At 45.9% G+C, this 15,271-nt stretch carries 16 protein-coding genes and 1 pseudogene; 13 read left to right on the plus strand and 4 right to left on the minus strand.

Annotation, left to right across the window (positions count from 1 at the left end):
* Positions 1 to 196: 196 nt before the first annotated feature.
* Positions 197 to 352: a hypothetical protein gene (locus tag BCT27_RS25730; protein ID WP_198597624.1), complete on the minus strand. Its 156-nt coding sequence runs from the start codon at positions 350 to 352 to the stop codon at positions 197 to 199.
* 735 nt (positions 353 to 1,087) lie between these two features.
* Here BCT27_RS25730 and BCT27_RS24275 point away from each other — a divergent pair.
* From BCT27_RS24275 to BCT27_RS24290, 4 genes and pseudogenes are all read left to right on the plus strand, one after another.
* A complete protein-coding gene (locus BCT27_RS24275; protein ID WP_102397040.1) occupies positions 1,088 to 1,468 on the plus strand; it encodes a DUF7668 domain-containing protein in 381 nt (126 codons plus the stop codon).
* Between the two features lie 209 nt (positions 1,469 to 1,677).
* A pseudogene (locus tag BCT27_RS24280) lies at positions 1,678 to 2,640 on the plus strand (transposase).
* A gap of 240 nt (positions 2,641 to 2,880) precedes the next feature.
* Complete coding sequence (locus tag BCT27_RS24285) at positions 2,881 to 3,519, plus strand: glutathione S-transferase family protein (RefSeq protein ID WP_102397041.1); 639 nt, start codon at positions 2,881 to 2,883, stop codon at positions 3,517 to 3,519.
* 550 nt (positions 3,520 to 4,069) lie between these two features.
* Complete coding sequence (locus BCT27_RS24290; protein WP_102318938.1) at positions 4,070 to 5,254, plus strand: pentapeptide repeat-containing protein; 1,185 nt, start codon at positions 4,070 to 4,072, stop codon at positions 5,252 to 5,254.
* Between the two features lie 124 nt (positions 5,255 to 5,378).
* On the opposite strand, the gene BCT27_RS24295 is transcribed toward BCT27_RS24290, so the two are convergent.
* On the minus strand, positions 5,379 to 6,275 hold the full coding sequence (locus BCT27_RS24295; protein WP_102397042.1) for a LysR family transcriptional regulator: 897 nt from the start codon (positions 6,273 to 6,275) through the stop codon (positions 5,379 to 5,381).
* 114 nt (positions 6,276 to 6,389) lie between these two features.
* Here BCT27_RS24295 and BCT27_RS24300 point away from each other — a divergent pair, with 114 nt between their 5' ends.
* The 4 genes from BCT27_RS24300 (at position 6,390) to BCT27_RS24315 (ending at position 10,503) form a co-directional block, all read left to right on the plus strand.
* Entirely contained in the window at positions 6,390 to 8,411 is a 2,022-nt protein-coding gene (locus BCT27_RS24300) for an alkyl/aryl-sulfatase (protein ID WP_102397043.1), read from the plus strand.
* A 375-nt stretch (positions 8,412 to 8,786) separates the two neighbouring features.
* The gene (locus BCT27_RS26050) at positions 8,787 to 9,173 is read left to right on the plus strand and encodes a GFA family protein (RefSeq protein ID WP_102397044.1); all 387 of its coding nucleotides are present in this window, start codon (positions 8,787 to 8,789) and stop codon (positions 9,171 to 9,173) included.
* Between the two features lie 124 nt (positions 9,174 to 9,297).
* Positions 9,298 to 9,897, plus strand: a complete 600-nt coding sequence (locus BCT27_RS24310; protein WP_102397045.1) for a class I SAM-dependent methyltransferase — start codon at positions 9,298 to 9,300, stop codon at positions 9,895 to 9,897.
* 48 nt (positions 9,898 to 9,945) lie between these two features.
* A complete protein-coding gene (locus BCT27_RS24315) occupies positions 9,946 to 10,503 on the plus strand; it encodes a GNAT family N-acetyltransferase (protein ID WP_102397046.1) in 558 nt (185 codons plus the stop codon).
* Positions 10,504 to 10,579: 76 nt separating this feature from the next.
* Here the strand turns inward: BCT27_RS24315 and pyrC are convergent, their stop codons facing one another.
* Entirely contained in the window at positions 10,580 to 11,608 is a 1,029-nt protein-coding gene (gene pyrC, locus BCT27_RS24320) for a dihydroorotase (RefSeq protein WP_102397047.1), read from the minus strand.
* Between the two features lie 374 nt (positions 11,609 to 11,982).
* Here pyrC and BCT27_RS24325 point away from each other — a divergent pair, with 374 nt between their 5' ends.
* From BCT27_RS24325 to BCT27_RS25735, 3 genes are all read left to right on the plus strand, one after another.
* Complete coding sequence (locus tag BCT27_RS24325; protein WP_102392091.1) at positions 11,983 to 12,321, plus strand: hypothetical protein; 339 nt, start codon at positions 11,983 to 11,985, stop codon at positions 12,319 to 12,321.
* A gap of 185 nt (positions 12,322 to 12,506) precedes the next feature.
* Positions 12,507 to 12,881, plus strand: a complete 375-nt coding sequence (locus BCT27_RS24330; RefSeq protein ID WP_241908642.1) for a ribosomal maturation YjgA family protein — start codon at positions 12,507 to 12,509, stop codon at positions 12,879 to 12,881.
* Positions 12,878 to 13,192, plus strand: coding sequence for an antibiotic biosynthesis monooxygenase (locus tag BCT27_RS25735; RefSeq protein WP_198597625.1), 315 nt, complete (start codon positions 12,878 to 12,880; stop codon positions 13,190 to 13,192). Before BCT27_RS24330 ends, BCT27_RS25735 begins: the two co-directional genes overlap by 4 nt.
* 8 nt (positions 13,193 to 13,200) lie before the next feature.
* Here BCT27_RS25735 and BCT27_RS24340 read toward each other — a convergent pair whose 3' ends face one another.
* Positions 13,201 to 13,971: a class I SAM-dependent DNA methyltransferase gene (locus BCT27_RS24340; RefSeq protein ID WP_102397049.1), complete on the minus strand. Its 771-nt coding sequence runs from the start codon at positions 13,969 to 13,971 to the stop codon at positions 13,201 to 13,203.
* 267 nt (positions 13,972 to 14,238) lie between these two features.
* Between BCT27_RS24340 and BCT27_RS24345 the strand changes: the two genes are divergently transcribed.
* The gene (locus BCT27_RS24345; protein WP_102397050.1) at positions 14,239 to 14,649 is read left to right on the plus strand and encodes a DUF1330 domain-containing protein; all 411 of its coding nucleotides are present in this window, start codon (positions 14,239 to 14,241) and stop codon (positions 14,647 to 14,649) included.
* A gap of 50 nt (positions 14,650 to 14,699) precedes the next feature.
* The gene (locus BCT27_RS24350; RefSeq protein ID WP_102397051.1) at positions 14,700 to 15,164 is read left to right on the plus strand and encodes a GNAT family N-acetyltransferase; all 465 of its coding nucleotides are present in this window, start codon (positions 14,700 to 14,702) and stop codon (positions 15,162 to 15,164) included.
* Positions 15,165 to 15,271 lie beyond the last annotated feature (107 nt).

Genomic DNA, 15,271 nt, shown 5'->3' on the forward strand with positions numbered 1-15,271 from the left:
CTCGAAGCGCTTAGAAAGTATTGTGAATACATTGGTTTGGTCGGGTTAATCGAGGGCAAGTGCCCGTTATCACAACGTTATCCGTCCGTTCTTCTCATTGTTTAGTTTGCAATGTTTGGTTAGCTATTTCCTCTCTTCGTCGCAGGCTGTTTAATCTGAAAACGCTCATCAAACCAATCCCAAACTCAATGCAAAATCATGTGGCTATCTTTGCTAAGTTGAATTCAATGCCTTTGGTTTTATCGAGTGATTTTGCCTTTAAAGCCACAGTTGAATTCACAAAATGGCGCGTTCGTTGGGTGTTGGCGGCGTAGCCGCGATAGTATGAAAGTTCAGCGGCTAACAAGGTCATGAGCGGGACACCTTGCCAATCTCGAAGCGTTTAGAAAGTAGCGTGAATACATTGGTTTGGTCGGGTTTAGTGCGGGCAAGTTCCCGTTATCACAACGTTAAGCATCATGAGATATTAATTGTTATGAATCAGGCTCCATCATACGAAGAACTAAAAGATAGTGAGTGTTTTTGGTTACAACTCACACCTAATATTGCAGGTATGACTGAGACCTTCGATGGAAGTGACGAGGGTGAACCTATATATTCATCTCTTTATTACGAGACAATTATAACCGCAGTTGAAGATGGTTTTGACTTCCCAGATCAAGACGTGCGAATCAACATATCGGAGAGTAGTAGTGAAGAAATAGGTTCGTTATCTGGAAAATATCCAATCGGATTCATCCAATTCCATGAAGACTGTACCTCTGTAACGTTGATGTGCAGGAGTGAACTGGTATCGCGTATGATTTCAAACTTTGGGTTGATTAAAGCGAGGGAAATTGAACTTTTCGTTACTTTACCGATAATCCCAAGCACTCTCCCTAGAATCTACCCAGTACTAAATTTTCAGTATAGGGTCAGGGTATCGTCCTAAGAGAATGATGCTTAACAAGCAAATAAACGTGGACGTTTACTCGTGGCGCAATTTTTCACAGAAACCCAGTGATTTGGGCGTTTCAATCAGTTTGGGCTAGTTAACGCCCGTTATTCGAACGTTAGGCATTGAATTGGTGTTGGAGAGACAAAGTAGATGAATGAAGTCGTTGTTGTGAAGGATGAAGATAATGAATTGCCAATTCCTACTATTTGGCGTCCGATTTTCAAAGAAATAGTGTCGGCACTAGCACAGAAAGACTACCTACTGAAAAGCAAGCCTAGATTTACTTCACCTATGTCTCAGGAAACAGCAGATTATATCTCTGAATATATCGAAGACTATGGAGAAACACTTATAGACTTGCCTGATAAAACGTGGGATTCATCAACCTGCTTGTGGATGGGTAGTAAGTGGGAAGTTCTGATTGATTTATGGACTGACGGTGAAGGTCGAAGTGATCTGGCACTTAAAGCTGAAGTTGAAGAATCTGAAACCAACTATTTAGTTACCGTTGAAATGGTATACGTACCATAAAAAGAGCCTAACAAGGCAATCAACGAGGGACGCTTTGTCAACGCGGCAGATTTTTAATAAAGCAGGGACAGACACTCTAAGAAAACCATAACCTTATCAGTTGCATGCGTTAGTGCTTTCAGGCTCAAAGGTGTGTGATAAAGATGAATAGGTGGTTTCAAAACGATATGCTTTTCATATTGTTTGGTTGCCATCCATTTTGAATCTCAATGACAAAAGCCCGATCCTCCCTCATCAGTATTGAAGCTACACCTTATTACCACTGCGTTTCCCGTTGTGTTCGTCGGTCATTTCTCTGTGGCTATGATGAGCAAGCGCAACAAAGTTACGAACATCGTCGAGAGTGGATTGAAAAACGATTACTTGCACTGGCAGGTGCGTTTTGTATCGATGTATGCGCTTACGCCGTCATGAGTAATCACTATCATGTGGTTTTGCATATCAATGCTGAAAAGGCAAAAGCGCTGTCAAATTTAGAGGTGGTCGAACGTTGGCTCGCTTTTCATCATGGGCCCACGCTAATTCGACGATTTATTCAGGGCGATAAACTGTCTGAGGCAGAAACTGAACGATGCAATGAGATCATTGAAGTGTGGCGAGAGCGTCTTGTATAAATCAGTTGGTTTATGCGTCTGATCAATCAACACATTGCCTCAGAAGCGAATAGAGAGGACAACTGCACCGGACATTTCTGGGAAGGGCGCTTTAAAAGCCAAGCATTGCTTGATGAGAAAGCCGTCGCCGCAGCCATGGCCTATGTCGACTTGAACCCTGTACGCGCAGCAATTGCCGAGACGCCAGAAACGTCGGATTATACCAGCGTGAAAGCGCGCATTGATGCGATGGAAAGTAATAAAACCTCCCCACAAGGTTTGTTTCCTTTTGCAGGCAACCCACGAGAGAATATGCCAGATGGTATTCCTTTTCGGCTAATGGATTACCTTGCATTGGTTGATTGGACAGGAAGGCAAGTACGTGATGATAAACGTGGACATATTGATAATACTTCGCCGCCACTGCTCGAAAGGCTAGGGTTTGACGCTAAAAGTTGGTTGGCCACATGCACGAACATTGAGCAAGGCGGCATTGTCGGCACTGAAACCGCAATAAAGACGGCGTTACCTCACCTGCAGCGGAAGCGATTTTGCGGGTTTCGGTTGCCAAACCGCTAACAAAACTCTCCTCTAGAACAAACGATGTCTCAGGCGCTAGCTTGAGGGTCTTGCTGCGTGTCATTCAGTCAAATTCTGTAATTTGTTTTCCGATAGAGCGCTATGATAGTTTTGCTCTGAAGAATGACGCGCTCGACAGAGCAAACGAGTCTTTCTAGATGTACAACTGGGATGAATTTTAAGTCTGTCTGTCCCTAGTTAGTGGCCTAGTTAGTCGCTAGTTTCAATATGGAGGTTGTTTTGTTCAAGCTATATTACTACCCAAACAATGCGAGTTTAGCTCCGCATTTCCTACTTCATCATGTTGGCGCTGAATACGATCTTTTACTGGTTGATAAGACGTCAAACTCTCAGAAATCAGCCGAATATTTAAAGCTGAATCCAGCTGGCCGTATTCCTACTCTCGTGCATAATGAACAAGCGATTTTTGAGAGCGCTGCAATCTGTATTCATATTTGTGAATTACACCCCGAACACGGCCTAATTCCGGTTGTGGGTGACGCTATGCGTCCGCTGTTCTTTCAATGGTTAGCTTTTCTAAATAACACGCTTCAAGCTGAGTTAATGGTTCGTTATTATCCGCATCGTCATACGAATGATGAATCAACTATTCCAAATGTTGTAGCGGCTCAAGATGAGTGTATTGCCGAAGCTTTGTCGATCATAGATGATCAGCTAGAGCACAATGACTACCTACTAGGTGACACTTTGTCTGCGTGTGACTATTTTTTGTTCATGTTGGCTGAATGGTCGCTACCCATTCAGAGATCCCCGTTGACATTCAAACACTTGGCTGGCTATCTGAATCGCCTGTCGAAACATCCAACAGTGAAGGCTGTTTGTGACATTGAAGGTATAGATCTCACACCATTTAAGTAATATCCATACAAAGCGATTAAGACGGTTTTTTAACGCTTAGCGTTTTCGGATTACTTCATTTAAATATATAAAACAATGGATTAGGTTGGGATTCTGGCGTTGCTCACCCTTAATGCGGCTACATGGATCCCTCCGTTCGTCAAACATCCGCAAGACATTCTGATATGCGCCCCGGACTACCACTCTATATTTGGCTTTTCGCTAACTCTCGTCATGGCTCTGATGACATTACATGGTTGCAGTGCTTTGTTCGTTAGAAGGCACCAAATGTGCCCGCCGCATTAACAGGCTCTTCTCTGCTGAACTTTAAGCATGCCTGTCCCTAGTTAGTTGAAATTCCCTCCGGATACAGTCACTTTTTTTCTGCGCAAAAAACGCCTTTCGCTGTCGGCACTTGTGGGCGATGTTAGGCATTAAAGCATGCAAGTCGCATAGGAATTTATACTTGTTGCCAGTCCATGCGGTATTGTCGCCGTCAGGATGAATAGCGTGATTTTTATGCTTATACTTTCATATTGCTTGATCGTTTTTTATAAGGTTAATTTTAAATATGAATACGGTTGAATTGGTTGAAGAAAGCTTTGCGAAACTGCCCGATGGAAAGAAATTCGCAGAGCTTTTCTATCAACGGATTTCAGAGCATTCGCCTCATCTGATGCCACTTTTCGCGAACACCTCGATGACAAAAATGGCCGACAAACTGCTTGCCGCGTTGACGGCAATGGTTGCTGCTTTGCATGATCCGGAAAAGTTGCAGAATATGCTGGGACCGTTGGGGCAGCGGCACTTGTCTTACGGTGTGCTGGAGTCGCACTATTCGATTGTCGGTCAAACCCTGCTTCAGACGTTTGAGGAAGAGCTAGGCGAGGAATGGACGGATGACTATGCGGCTGCTTGGTCAGAGGTCTACAGCAACGCCGCTCAGATAATGCAAGAGGGTGCGGCAAAAGCGAAAGCGCAAACCCAAAGCACAACCGAGACAGCCAAGAAACCCGTAAAAACTGGCGCTTTGGCATGGCTTTATTCTCTGCCAGTGCCAAAGCTATTGATTTTGTGGTTGGCACTGTCGGTGGTTGTATTGGAGATTGCCGCCATATATGGGGTTCCGAATTGGACAAGGTTACTCAGTGCCTGCTCTTTGGTGCTGTTAATCATGACTATGCTACGAGGAAATAACGATGCAGAAAAAGCCGGAATCCTTGAGTGTTGGAAAACGATTGACAGCTCGCACGGCGTGAAAACATCCCGGGCGAGACAGATTGCGATGGAGCGCCTGAATGAAAAGAAATGCGCAATGAACAGAATGGATCTGTCAGAAGTGTGTTTGATGAAAATATCATTGGATGGTGCTGACCTGAGTGATTCAAATCTGAGTGAGGCAGACCTAACGGAATCATCGCTGGCGGGCGCGAATTTTACAAAAGCGCGGTTAGACAGAGCGCTATTGGTGAGTATCTATGCGCCGCAAGTAGACATGTCATTTGTCACCTTGGCTAAGGCTAACCTTTCATCATCCAATTTGGAAAAAGGCTCGTTTCTCTTTTGCAACATGAAAGGGGCCAATTTATCGGGCGCAAATTTGAAGGGCGCAAACCTAACAGGTGTACTGATGGACAAAGACACCTACCTATCTGGTGCTGATCTTCGTGGAGCAATCATAGATGACAGCATGTTGGATCAAGCCTATACCATTGGAATGATAAGACCTGACGGGAGTGTGGTCACCGAGGCGTAAAATGTATTCAGGGGGGATTAGGTCTTTGATTTGTGCATACGTGATAAAAAGCTCAGTTCATGAATCATAAATCTAACCCCAATTCCTCTTCGGAGAACGAGAGTGCTTTGTCGAGAGCGGTGAATCAGACTGCAAAGTAAGACGCTATCTTTTCCCTTAGCCAGATGTTCGATGGGCTATTACGCTCGCGATTATGAACCATCAAACGGTATCTTATTGGGTGGACGGTAAAAGGGATGTCCAATATCTGGATGTTTAGCCTTTCTGCAAACAGTGAGGCAATGCTTGCCGTCATTGTTGCAATGCAATCACTGTTTGACACCATCGACAGCTGTGAAACCAGTGACGTGCATTCTGCCGCTACCTGCCTGTCATCAAGCCTTTCTTTAGTGAAATAGTCCGCCAGATACGCATCTTCCCTTCGCAATTTTAACGTGATGTGTTTTTCGTCGTAAAACTGCGCCTGGCTGATCGCGCCATCAATTCTTGGGTGGCCTTTACGGGCGATCACGCAGATACCGTCCTCAAAGAGATCTTCGGTAAAGAATGAACGTGTCGAGTAATTGGCAAACTCTATCGCCATATCCGCTTGGTGTTGGTTCAAACCAGTGATCAGTTTCTCTTCATTAGAAAGGGTAGGTTGAAGTTCTATCCTCACATTACCCAAACTGTCGTCCGATTCAATCTTAGGTAACAACATCATCATGACTGGCTCTGAGGTGTAGATGATGAATTTGCGTGGGTGCTCAGTTGAAAACCCATTCAAGCCCTCAAGAGCATTACTAATTTGAATCAGGGCTGGCTCAACGTGTGTCATCAGTGTTTGAGCATGCTGCGTTGGCGCAATGCCTCTTCCTGATCGCACAAAGAGTTGGCTGCCAACTTGCTGTTGCAAACGCTTTAATAGCCCACTGACGCCCGGCTGCGTTAGCCCCATCTCTTCTGCTGCCATCGTGATGGATTGATGACGATAGACTGCCACGAAAACTTTCAGCAGGTTTAAATCAAGGTGACTTAGCATTTCGCCCTCACATAACAAATTGTGATGTTTCGAATCTATTTTCGTGCATGTATTGCTATGAGTCAACGCGTTAGATTAAGCCCATACCCAATACGAAACCCCAAGAGGTTTATTATGAAAATTCAATGCGTTCCTTCAGTTTTGTCTCTCGCGATTGTTATGTCTTTCGGTGCCTTTGCCAATGACTACGCATCTATTGATACCTACGAAGGCAAGCCAGCCTCAGAGCATACGATCAGCGCAAATGCAGCGTTGGCAAAGACTCTTCCTTGGGATGATACAACCGCGTTTGATCGCACAACGCGTGGTCTGATTGCTGAGTTTGGTACTCACGAAGCGGGTGAACTAAAAAACCGTTTTGAATACATGACAGACATGTCCGTCGACGATCTCCCACCGACCGTCAATCCTTCAATCTGGCGTCAAGGCATGATGAACTACGCAGCAGGCGGTTTGTATGAAGTGACCGACGGCGTTTATCAAATCCGTGGCGCTGACATATCAAACATGACGATTTATCGCACTGACAACGGATACGTGATTCATGATCCTTTGTTGTCTCGGGAAGCGGCCGCGGCATCATGGGAATTTGCGAAAAAACACCTGCCAGCCATTAATGGTGAGCACAAAATCACTGGCATGATTTATTCACACATGCACGCAGACCATTTTGGCGGTTCTCGTGGCGTGTATGAATCTGGCGACTTCGCGGCAGATGCAGAAATCTATGCGCCTAAAGACTTCATCAAAGAATTGGCGGATGAAAACGTGATTGCGGGCACTGCAATGGGGCGTCGTGCGAATTACCAATACGGCACAACGCTGGATACCAACACCAAAGGCATCGTTGATAATGCGTTGGGTCTCGGTACGTCTCGTGGTGAAGTGACGTTAGTTGCGCCAACGAAAGAGATTCAGGCGCGTGAAAAGCGCATTACGATTGATGGGTTGGATTTCCTCGCAATCAATATGCCTGGCGCAGAAGCTCCAGCAGAAATTGTGTTGTATGTGCCCGAGTACCGCTCTCTCAACACCGCAGAATTAACGTATGACGGTATGCACAATATTTATACCTTCCGCGGTGCGAAGGTTCGTGATTCGTTGGTCTGGACGAAGTACCTGACCGAGCTGAAGATGCGTTTTGTTGATAACGGTTTGGTGGACAACATTCATGCCGCTCACTCTGCCCCCGTGTGGAACGACAAAAAGACCGACGTGAACGAAATTTCGGAGTACATGACATTGCAGCGCGATAACTACGGGTTCATTCATAATCAAGCCATGCGTTTAGCGAACCACGGCGTCACCATTCATGATGTTGGTAGGGAGATCGAAAAGATTGTTCCTCAGTCCCAAATTGATACGTGGCATACCAATGGGTACCACGGTTCGTATAGCCACAATGCCCGCGCAGTGGTCAATTTGTATCTTGGTTACCATGACATGAATCCCGTTAACACGAATCCCCTTCAGACCAAAGAAAAGTCGTGTGTATATGTGGAAGCAGCCGGTGCGGATGTGCTCTACAACGCGGGGAGGACGCACTTTAAAGCCGGTGAATATCAAGAGGCGTCGCAGCTGTTTAACGATCTGGTGCAGTGCGAACCTAACAATATCGATTACCGTTTTGCTTTAGCTGACAGTTTCGAACAGCAGGGGTATCAGTCTGAAACCATGGCGTGGCGTAACAGCTACTTGCAAGGCGCGGCAGAACTCCGAACTGGTGAGATCCAGCCTTCCATCAAACTGGCATCACCAGATGTGATTGCGAATACGCCAACAGGTATGTTCCTCGATTATATTGCAGTGAGCTTAAACGCACCGAAAGCAGAAGCGGCAGGTCTGGACTTTAACTTCGGTGTTCACCACCCTGATCTGGGTGAGCGCTTCTACGGCGAAGTGTCGAATGCAAACATGGCAAACATTGAAGTTGATGAAATGCCCAATGTTGATTTCGAGCTCGTTATTCACAAAACCGACTTCACCAAAGTGGTGTTGGGTGAAATCAGTTTGGAAAGTTTGCTCAAGTCTGGTCAGGCAAGTGTGAGAGGGGATGTTGAACTACTGAGTAAACTGACGGGTGTGTTAGATAACTTCGATGGTTTGTTTGAAATTCTGCCAATGCCTGAGAAGTAAAATCGCCAGAAAGCGAGTATTGAGTAACAAGGCCCAGCGTTAAGCTGGGCTTTTGCGTTGGGGCGATAAAAAGCAAAATCGCGGGTAAGAGTGTCTGTCTATGTAGGTGTATGTCTATGTAGAGGCTAGCTCCAGGGTAGAGGCCAGTTACAGGGGCTTGCTGTAGGAACTTTCTGTTGAGACTGTTGGGAGATAACGGGATAACGGGATAACGAGATAACGCCTCGTCAGTGGAAGCGATAGTCATGTCTGTCCTTAATTGAGAACAGGCTCAACGAAAGAACATCTTTGACGGGGGATGGGTTGTAAAATACTAATCGAAGCCGCTAAATGGACTTCCGACGCGGGCAAGTAAAGGATTGATAAGGGACCAGTATGCATTCAGGGAGCTGCCTTTGTGGGCAAGTGAAGTATCACATCACGGGGGACATCGGAGAGATTGTTCACTGCCATTGTCGCACTTGTCAAAAGGCGCATGCAGCCGCGTTTTCGAGTGTTGCATCTGTCAAAGACACCGATTTTGAGGTGGTTTCGGGAACGCTGAAATCTTACGAATCGTCCTTGGGTAAGTCTCGTTACTTTTGCAAAAATTGTGGCTCACAGATTTATGCGAAAAGGGAACATACTCAGCATATTATCTTGAGATTAGGGACGCTAGATACGGTGCTAACGTCCGAGCAGAGAAATCATATCTGGGTATCCCATCAAGCACCTTGGTATACATTCTCAGATGATTTACCGAAACACGAAGCGTTCGAATAGAAAGCTTGTGAGCAGGGTTGATACCTTTTCTTCGAGTTGAACGTCTTTGCCTTTGTGACGACGCACTTGTTCGCCCTGTCATTTTTTAACGCATCATGATGTTTCCTGTGGAGAGGATGATCGAATGAAACCACAACAGATAGGTCAGGCTTACAACCAAATCACTCACCTTTGGGAAAGTGAGCGCTTTAATATGGATAATGGTATTGAGCAGCACAAGAAGGCCATCTCGTTTGTGAGTGCGCGTGGAAATGCATTGGATATTGGATGTGGGTGCACGGGCCGTTTTATTGAGCTGTTGTCGAATGAAGGTTTTACGCCCACAGGGCTTGATGTATCGACCGAAATGCTAAAGATTGCGCGAAAACGCTACCCTCATATTCCCTTTGTGTTGGCGGATATTTGCGAATATACCTTGCCTGAAAAATACGATTTCATTACCGCATGGGACAGTATTTGGCATATCCCTTTGTCAGAACAACGCGCAGTGCTCACTAAAATCATTGAGAGTTTGAATGTGGGTGGTGTGTTTATCTTTTCATTTGGCGGCACCGCGACAGAGGGTGATCACACGGATGATTATATGGGGCCTGATGTTTATTATTCATCGTTAGGCACGAATGGCTTTTTGTCTTTATTCATCGAACTAGGTTGTGTGATCAGACACTTGGAGTTTGATCAATACCCCGAGTTTCACACGTATCTGATCATAGAAAAAGCGTAGCGGATATGCGTTCTCTGTTCAGTATTTAGCGTTCAGTGTAGGCGTACCATGATGTTAGAAACCCGCAGGCTTTTGCTTCGGCAGTGGAAAGACGAAGATTACCTACCGTTTGCCGCATTGAATGCGGACGCTGAGGTGATGCGTTACTTTCCCGAACCACTTTCTCGCTCAAAAAGTGATGAGCTGGGAAGCAGAATACGGTCGCTTATTTCCGAAAGAGGATGGGGCTTCTGGGCGATTGAGCTTAAATCAACTGGGCAGTTTATGGGTTTTGTTGGCCTGCATACACAGGATGAAAATAGCGGTATTCCTGATGTGCCATTTATCGAAATTGGTTGGCGATTAGCGTCTGAATTTTGGGGTATGGGCTATGCGCCTGAAGCTGCAGAAAAGGCGCTGCAGTATGCCTTTGAAGACCTTGATACCCCATCGGTTTATGCGTTTACGGCGTTAGACAATCTTCCTTCTCAGCGTGTTATGGTGAAAATTGGAATGGTGAATAGCCATAACGACTTTGATCACCCAAAGCTGCCAAAAGGGCACCCGTTAGAACGCCATTGCTTATACAAAATCACGCGAGAGCAATGGTTAGCAACGTCTGAGTAATATGTTATGTAGTAATAAAAAGCCGAGTGCATCACTGCACTCGGCTTTTTTAGTGGTATTGGTGGTCAGTGCGGGTCTATTTCACTGTCCAGCTAATGCTTTCGCCTGCGCGAATAGGCACGACAACGTCTGAACCAAACGGCATGGTGTCGGAAACCGACCATGCTTCTTTTGTGAGGGTCACCGTGTCGCTGTTACGTGGAAGGCCATAGAAGTCTGGGCCGTTTTGGCTAGCAAATGCTTCAAGGTTTTCCAGCTTGCCTTCTTGCTCAAACACTTCAGCGTAAAGTTCAAGTGCGGCGTGTGCGGTGTAAGAGCCAGCACAACCACAGGCTGCTTCTTTTGCGCCTTTAGCGTGCGGTGCTGAGTCAGTACCTAAAAAGAACTTTTTGCTGCCGCTGGTGGCGGCTTCAACCAAGGCTTTTTGGTGTGTGTTGCGTTTTAGGATCGGCAAGCAGTAGAAGTGAGGCTTGATGCCACCGACCAGCATGTGGTTGCGGTTATACATCAGGTGATGTGCTGTGATGGTTGCAGCAACATTGTCGTTGGCATTTTTCACAAAGCTTGCAGCATCCGAGGTGGTGATGTGCTCTAGAACGATTTTTAGCCCTGGGAAATCGCTAACGATTGGGGCTAATACGGTATCGAGGAATGCTTTTTCACGGTCAAAAATATCAACGTCGTGGGTGGTCACTTCACCGTGGATAAGAAGCAGCATACCCACTTCTTGCATCGCTTCTAACACTGGGTAGATATTGCGTGCTGAGGTAACCCCTGAATCTGAGTTCGTTGTTGCACCGGCAGGGTAAAGTTTCGCTGCGACAACCGCGCCTGATGCTTTTGCTTTTTTAATTTCGTCAGGGGTGGTGTTGTCGGTGAGGTATAAAGCCATGAGAGGCTCGAACTGTGCAGAAGGCTTTTCGGCCATGATGCGATCACGGTAGGCGATAGCCATTTCGGTGTTTGTAACAGGAGGAACTGTGTTTGGCATGATGAGCGCGCGACCATTGTAGCGGCTGATGTCTTTGACGGTATTTGTCAGTACGTCACCATCGCGAAGGTGAACATGCCAGTCGTCAGGGCGTGTAATTGTTAGTGTGGTCATTAAGGCGTCCCTCCATAGCTAAAATATCGGATTGGAGCCTGTCAGCAAGGAATGTGAGAAAAAAGCAAACGCTTGCGCTCAGGCGGCAGGATAATAGAGTAAAAGCCGCGGTATTTCATCTTCTTTCTCATGTAAGTGTCATGTCGGTCGGCAATCAAATGCGTTCATGCCGTTTAAAAAGTCATGCGGCATGTCTTTGTTTTTTCAGTCTTGGTAAGGCGTTTAAACGTAACAAAGTCGGCAGTGTCAGCGGCTTTTCTAACGTATGAAGGTGTAAATAATTTTTGCAGGGTGCGTTCAACAATTGAGCGATTGTTCCTGATTTGGACTATTCTGCTTTTTATAATGAATTGAAAATGCTTGGAGTTTTTTGCATGGGAAGCGCGTCTCTTGTACCTGAAGGAATGAAGTTAAGTGTTATCTGTCGCCTTGAACCAGGATGCCTTGGACCTCAAGGGGCAAGCAAAATCGATGATTTTTGTCAGTACATTGAACAAGAAATGCTGGCACTAAACACCGATTACATTGCTTTGAATGTGGTACCAAGAAACGACAAAAGCCTTCCAGAGATGCAGTTTAATGTGATGGGTAAAAAAATGAGCCGCGCACAAGCTTCTCAGTATCTGTCACGCTTAGAGAAAAGCTTGGATGATTTCGAGGCCTCGCTTGAAGGTAAGCTTGAAACATTGATCGACAAATACATGGGGTATTAGTTTCCTTCACCCAACGCGCAACAGGTTTTAGAACGTCACTCAACTGGGAACGGACCGTTGAAGTCCGTTGATTTTTCTCCCCATTTCCACTCTCATAAACAAAAACCATGCTTCTGCATGGGTGGCAAATGGTATAACGCCTTCATGCCTATTCCCCATTCACTTGATTTCCGCGCTGTACACTTATGATCACATTCAATGGAAAGTACTTTCTCGCAAGTATGGTATTGCTCGCTGTTCTTATTGGCATTGCTTTGTTTGTGAAAGATAGTTTTGTTCGCCCGTTTCTGGGGGATGTATTGGTCGTGGTATGGATGTATGCGTTTCTCGCGGCATTTCTTTTGGTTCGCCCTTTGGTGTTGTCGTTGTTTGTGCTGGTGTTCGCGTACTGTGTTGAGATTGGCCAATATTTTCGTCTTGTTGAAGTGCTTGGCCTGCAAAGTAATAAATTTGCGAGCATTGTTATCGGTTCAACATTCGATTGGCTTGATCTACTGGCTTATACGCTAGGGTGGGGTGTGATTTGGGTGTTTCAAAAACAACAGGGAAGAGAAGTATGATCGCAAGGGAATGGAAAGCGACGTGTCCAAAGAAGCACGAAGAAGGGTTTATTGGATATCTGTACGAGACGGGTGTGAAAGAGTCGTCTGAGACACTTGGATTTCTCGGCGCGCAAATATTTCAACGGGACGTGAATGAGGGCGTTGAAATTACGCTAATAACGTATTGGGAAACGCTCGAATGTATTACTGCATTTGCTGGTGAGAATATCGACGTGGCTAAATTATACCCTGAGGATGCTCACTACGAGCTGGTGCCTGATCGTCATGTGAATCACTACCACGTGGTTGAAAACACGTGGCAGCGATAAAGCAGCAATTAAGACTTTTTCACACAGACCAATAGCGCATTACCAGATGCGTTATCCAAAGGAATGATTTTGTCGTAATCGTGCTCGAACATGTAAACATCAAAGTAAGGCGCAAGCAGCGTTTGTAGCTCGCTAAAGCTCACTGCAACCATCGGGTGTTCGTCATGCCAGATTTGCGTTTCGTCATCGGTTGTTTTCTCGATGTTCAATCGTAGCGATTGCTTTTCACCTTCGCCGCTGTAATGCCAGCATGATTGAAACACAAAATGGCTTCCCTCGTTGTCAGCACTGTGACGAACAAACGAATCATTGTTGATCTTGTCTTTGTCCACCGCATTAAAACAAAAAATGCCTTCAGGGCTCAGTGCGTTATAGACGCTTTCAATCAAGGCTTTTAAGCGTGCAATCTCACCGCTGTAGTGCATGGAATACAAGAAGCAGGTGATCAGATCTTTCGGTTCATCCACCGCGAAAGTACACATATCTTGAAGCGAAAACTGGGCTTCAGGGCAACGTGTTTGCGCGATGTCGAGCATGGGTTGGTTGATGTCCAATCCACTGCTTTGATAGCCATAGTCAAGGAAATAGCGAACATGCGGGCCTGTACCACAAGCAAGGTCAAGGTGGCGGTTTCCCTTGTTTCCAAACAGTTGATGCAGCCTTTGAATGGTTTGACTTTGTGCTTCGTAGTTGATGTCTACGCACATCAAATCATAGTAGCCAGACAAATCGGTATAGAGAGCATTAGACGACGCTTCAGAGGACGTGTTGAACGACATAATAACCTGGAGGCTTGAGCCGAAAAATTGGGGTGGCGCATAGTATACTAATCGAACGAAAATGCGAAGTGTGTCACATCAAAAGATTCGCTATTTTCATCCGTCCTCTCCCGATGTGCTCGTACATTCGTTGCTATCTCGTCTACATGTTTTTTCATTTTTCCGTGATGAACAGCTAAACGTTAACATATTCATTTAATGGGCTTTAATGTCATTTTGGTGCGTAGTAGGGTGAGAGAAGTACTTGCTTAAAATGGAAAGTTTCCCATGAACGTCACGAACGCCCTTTACCCAACAGACGCACAAATGTTAGCGCTGCATGAAGCGCACGATAATAAGCCGATACAACTGTTGAATCTTTTTAAGTTCAAAGCGAAAGCAGAATACGCGGATGGCCGCCCTAGCACGCTAAGTGGCAAGGCGGCGTATGACCTTTATGGGCAGCCTATGTTAGACGTATTAACACGCTATGGCGCTGAAGTCGTATATTTTGCTGAAGTGACAGGGCTTATCATTGGAGACGTGGATGCGCTGTGGGATGCGATGGTGATTGTGAAGTATCCGTCTCGACAGGCATTGATAGACATGACTTCCTGCGATGACTTCAATGCGTTACGCGTTCATCGCGAGGCGGGTCTTGAGGGGCAACTGAACATCGAAATGCAGGTGCCCGAGTGAACACGGCACATGAATGCTACTGAGGCATAAAGACTACTGAGGACAGTACATTGGATAACCTGACCATTTCGTCACTGCTGCCAGAAGATAAATCGGCGGTCTTTGATTTTCTTCAAGATTCAGTGGTGATGCGATTTCTTGGTCCCCGAAGACCTTTGACTGATGAAGAAGCGTCAGCGTGGTTTGAGTTGGAATTGAATGCTGCAACGCGGCATGTATTCCGCACAAAAGGCACGAATGATCTTGTTGGGTTTTGTGGGATAAAAGTCATCGATGGCGTCCAAGATTTTGCCTATTTCTTGCTAAAAGCGCACTGGGGAAAAGGCTTCGCCGCAGACATGTGCCGTATGGCGGTAGAGAAACTGCCGGACACAACGGATTTAGGCAAGGTGCAAGTGTTTATCGCTAATGACAATACAGCGAGCCGAGCGGTTGCAAGGAAGTTGGGCTGGCTTTGTGTTTGTGAATCAGACAATCAGTATGAAAAAGGGCACCTTTATCGCATCAAGCGATAAACGAGACCAGGCAATAAGCGAGACAGGCACTTTTTCGTGAGCACTTTTTGCTTAGGTGGGGGCAGGAGCATCGTGCCGCGAAGCCACTGTGAACGATGAAAAATAGC

The sequence above is a fragment of the Enterovibrio norvegicus genome, assembly GCF_002876705.1.
In the GTDB taxonomy this organism is placed as follows: Bacteria; Pseudomonadota; Gammaproteobacteria; order Enterobacterales; family Vibrionaceae; genus Enterovibrio; species Enterovibrio norvegicus_B.

Bases quoted from the DNA above. Each gene is read 5' to 3' on its own strand.
- BCT27_RS25730 (WP_198597624.1), bottom strand. From the start codon at position 352: ATGACCTTGTTAGCCGCTGAACTTTCATACTATCGCGGCTACGCCGCC.
- BCT27_RS24275 (WP_102397040.1), top strand. From the start codon at position 1,088: ATGAATGAAGTCGTTGTTGTGAAGGATGAAGATAATGAATTGCCAATT.
- BCT27_RS24290 (WP_102318938.1), top strand. From the start codon at position 4,070: ATGAATACGGTTGAATTGGTTGAAGAAAGCTTTGCGAAACTGCCCGAT.
- BCT27_RS24295 (WP_102397042.1), bottom strand. From the start codon at position 6,275: ATGCTAAGTCACCTTGATTTAAACCTGCTGAAAGTTTTCGTGGCAGTC.
- BCT27_RS24300 (WP_102397043.1), top strand. From the start codon at position 6,390: ATGAAAATTCAATGCGTTCCTTCAGTTTTGTCTCTCGCGATTGTTATG.
- BCT27_RS26050 (WP_102397044.1), top strand. From the start codon at position 8,787: ATGCATTCAGGGAGCTGCCTTTGTGGGCAAGTGAAGTATCACATCACG.
- BCT27_RS24310 (WP_102397045.1), top strand. From the start codon at position 9,298: ATGAAACCACAACAGATAGGTCAGGCTTACAACCAAATCACTCACCTT.
- BCT27_RS24315 (WP_102397046.1), top strand. From the start codon at position 9,946: ATGATGTTAGAAACCCGCAGGCTTTTGCTTCGGCAGTGGAAAGACGAA.
- pyrC (WP_102397047.1), bottom strand. From the start codon at position 11,608: ATGACCACACTAACAATTACACGCCCTGACGACTGGCATGTTCACCTT.
- BCT27_RS24325 (WP_102392091.1), top strand. From the start codon at position 11,983: ATGGGAAGCGCGTCTCTTGTACCTGAAGGAATGAAGTTAAGTGTTATC.
- BCT27_RS24330 (WP_241908642.1), top strand. From the start codon at position 12,507: ATGATCACATTCAATGGAAAGTACTTTCTCGCAAGTATGGTATTGCTC.
- BCT27_RS25735 (WP_198597625.1), top strand. From the start codon at position 12,878: ATGATCGCAAGGGAATGGAAAGCGACGTGTCCAAAGAAGCACGAAGAA.
- BCT27_RS24340 (WP_102397049.1), bottom strand. From the start codon at position 13,971: ATGTCGTTCAACACGTCCTCTGAAGCGTCGTCTAATGCTCTCTATACC.
- BCT27_RS24345 (WP_102397050.1), top strand. From the start codon at position 14,239: ATGAACGTCACGAACGCCCTTTACCCAACAGACGCACAAATGTTAGCG.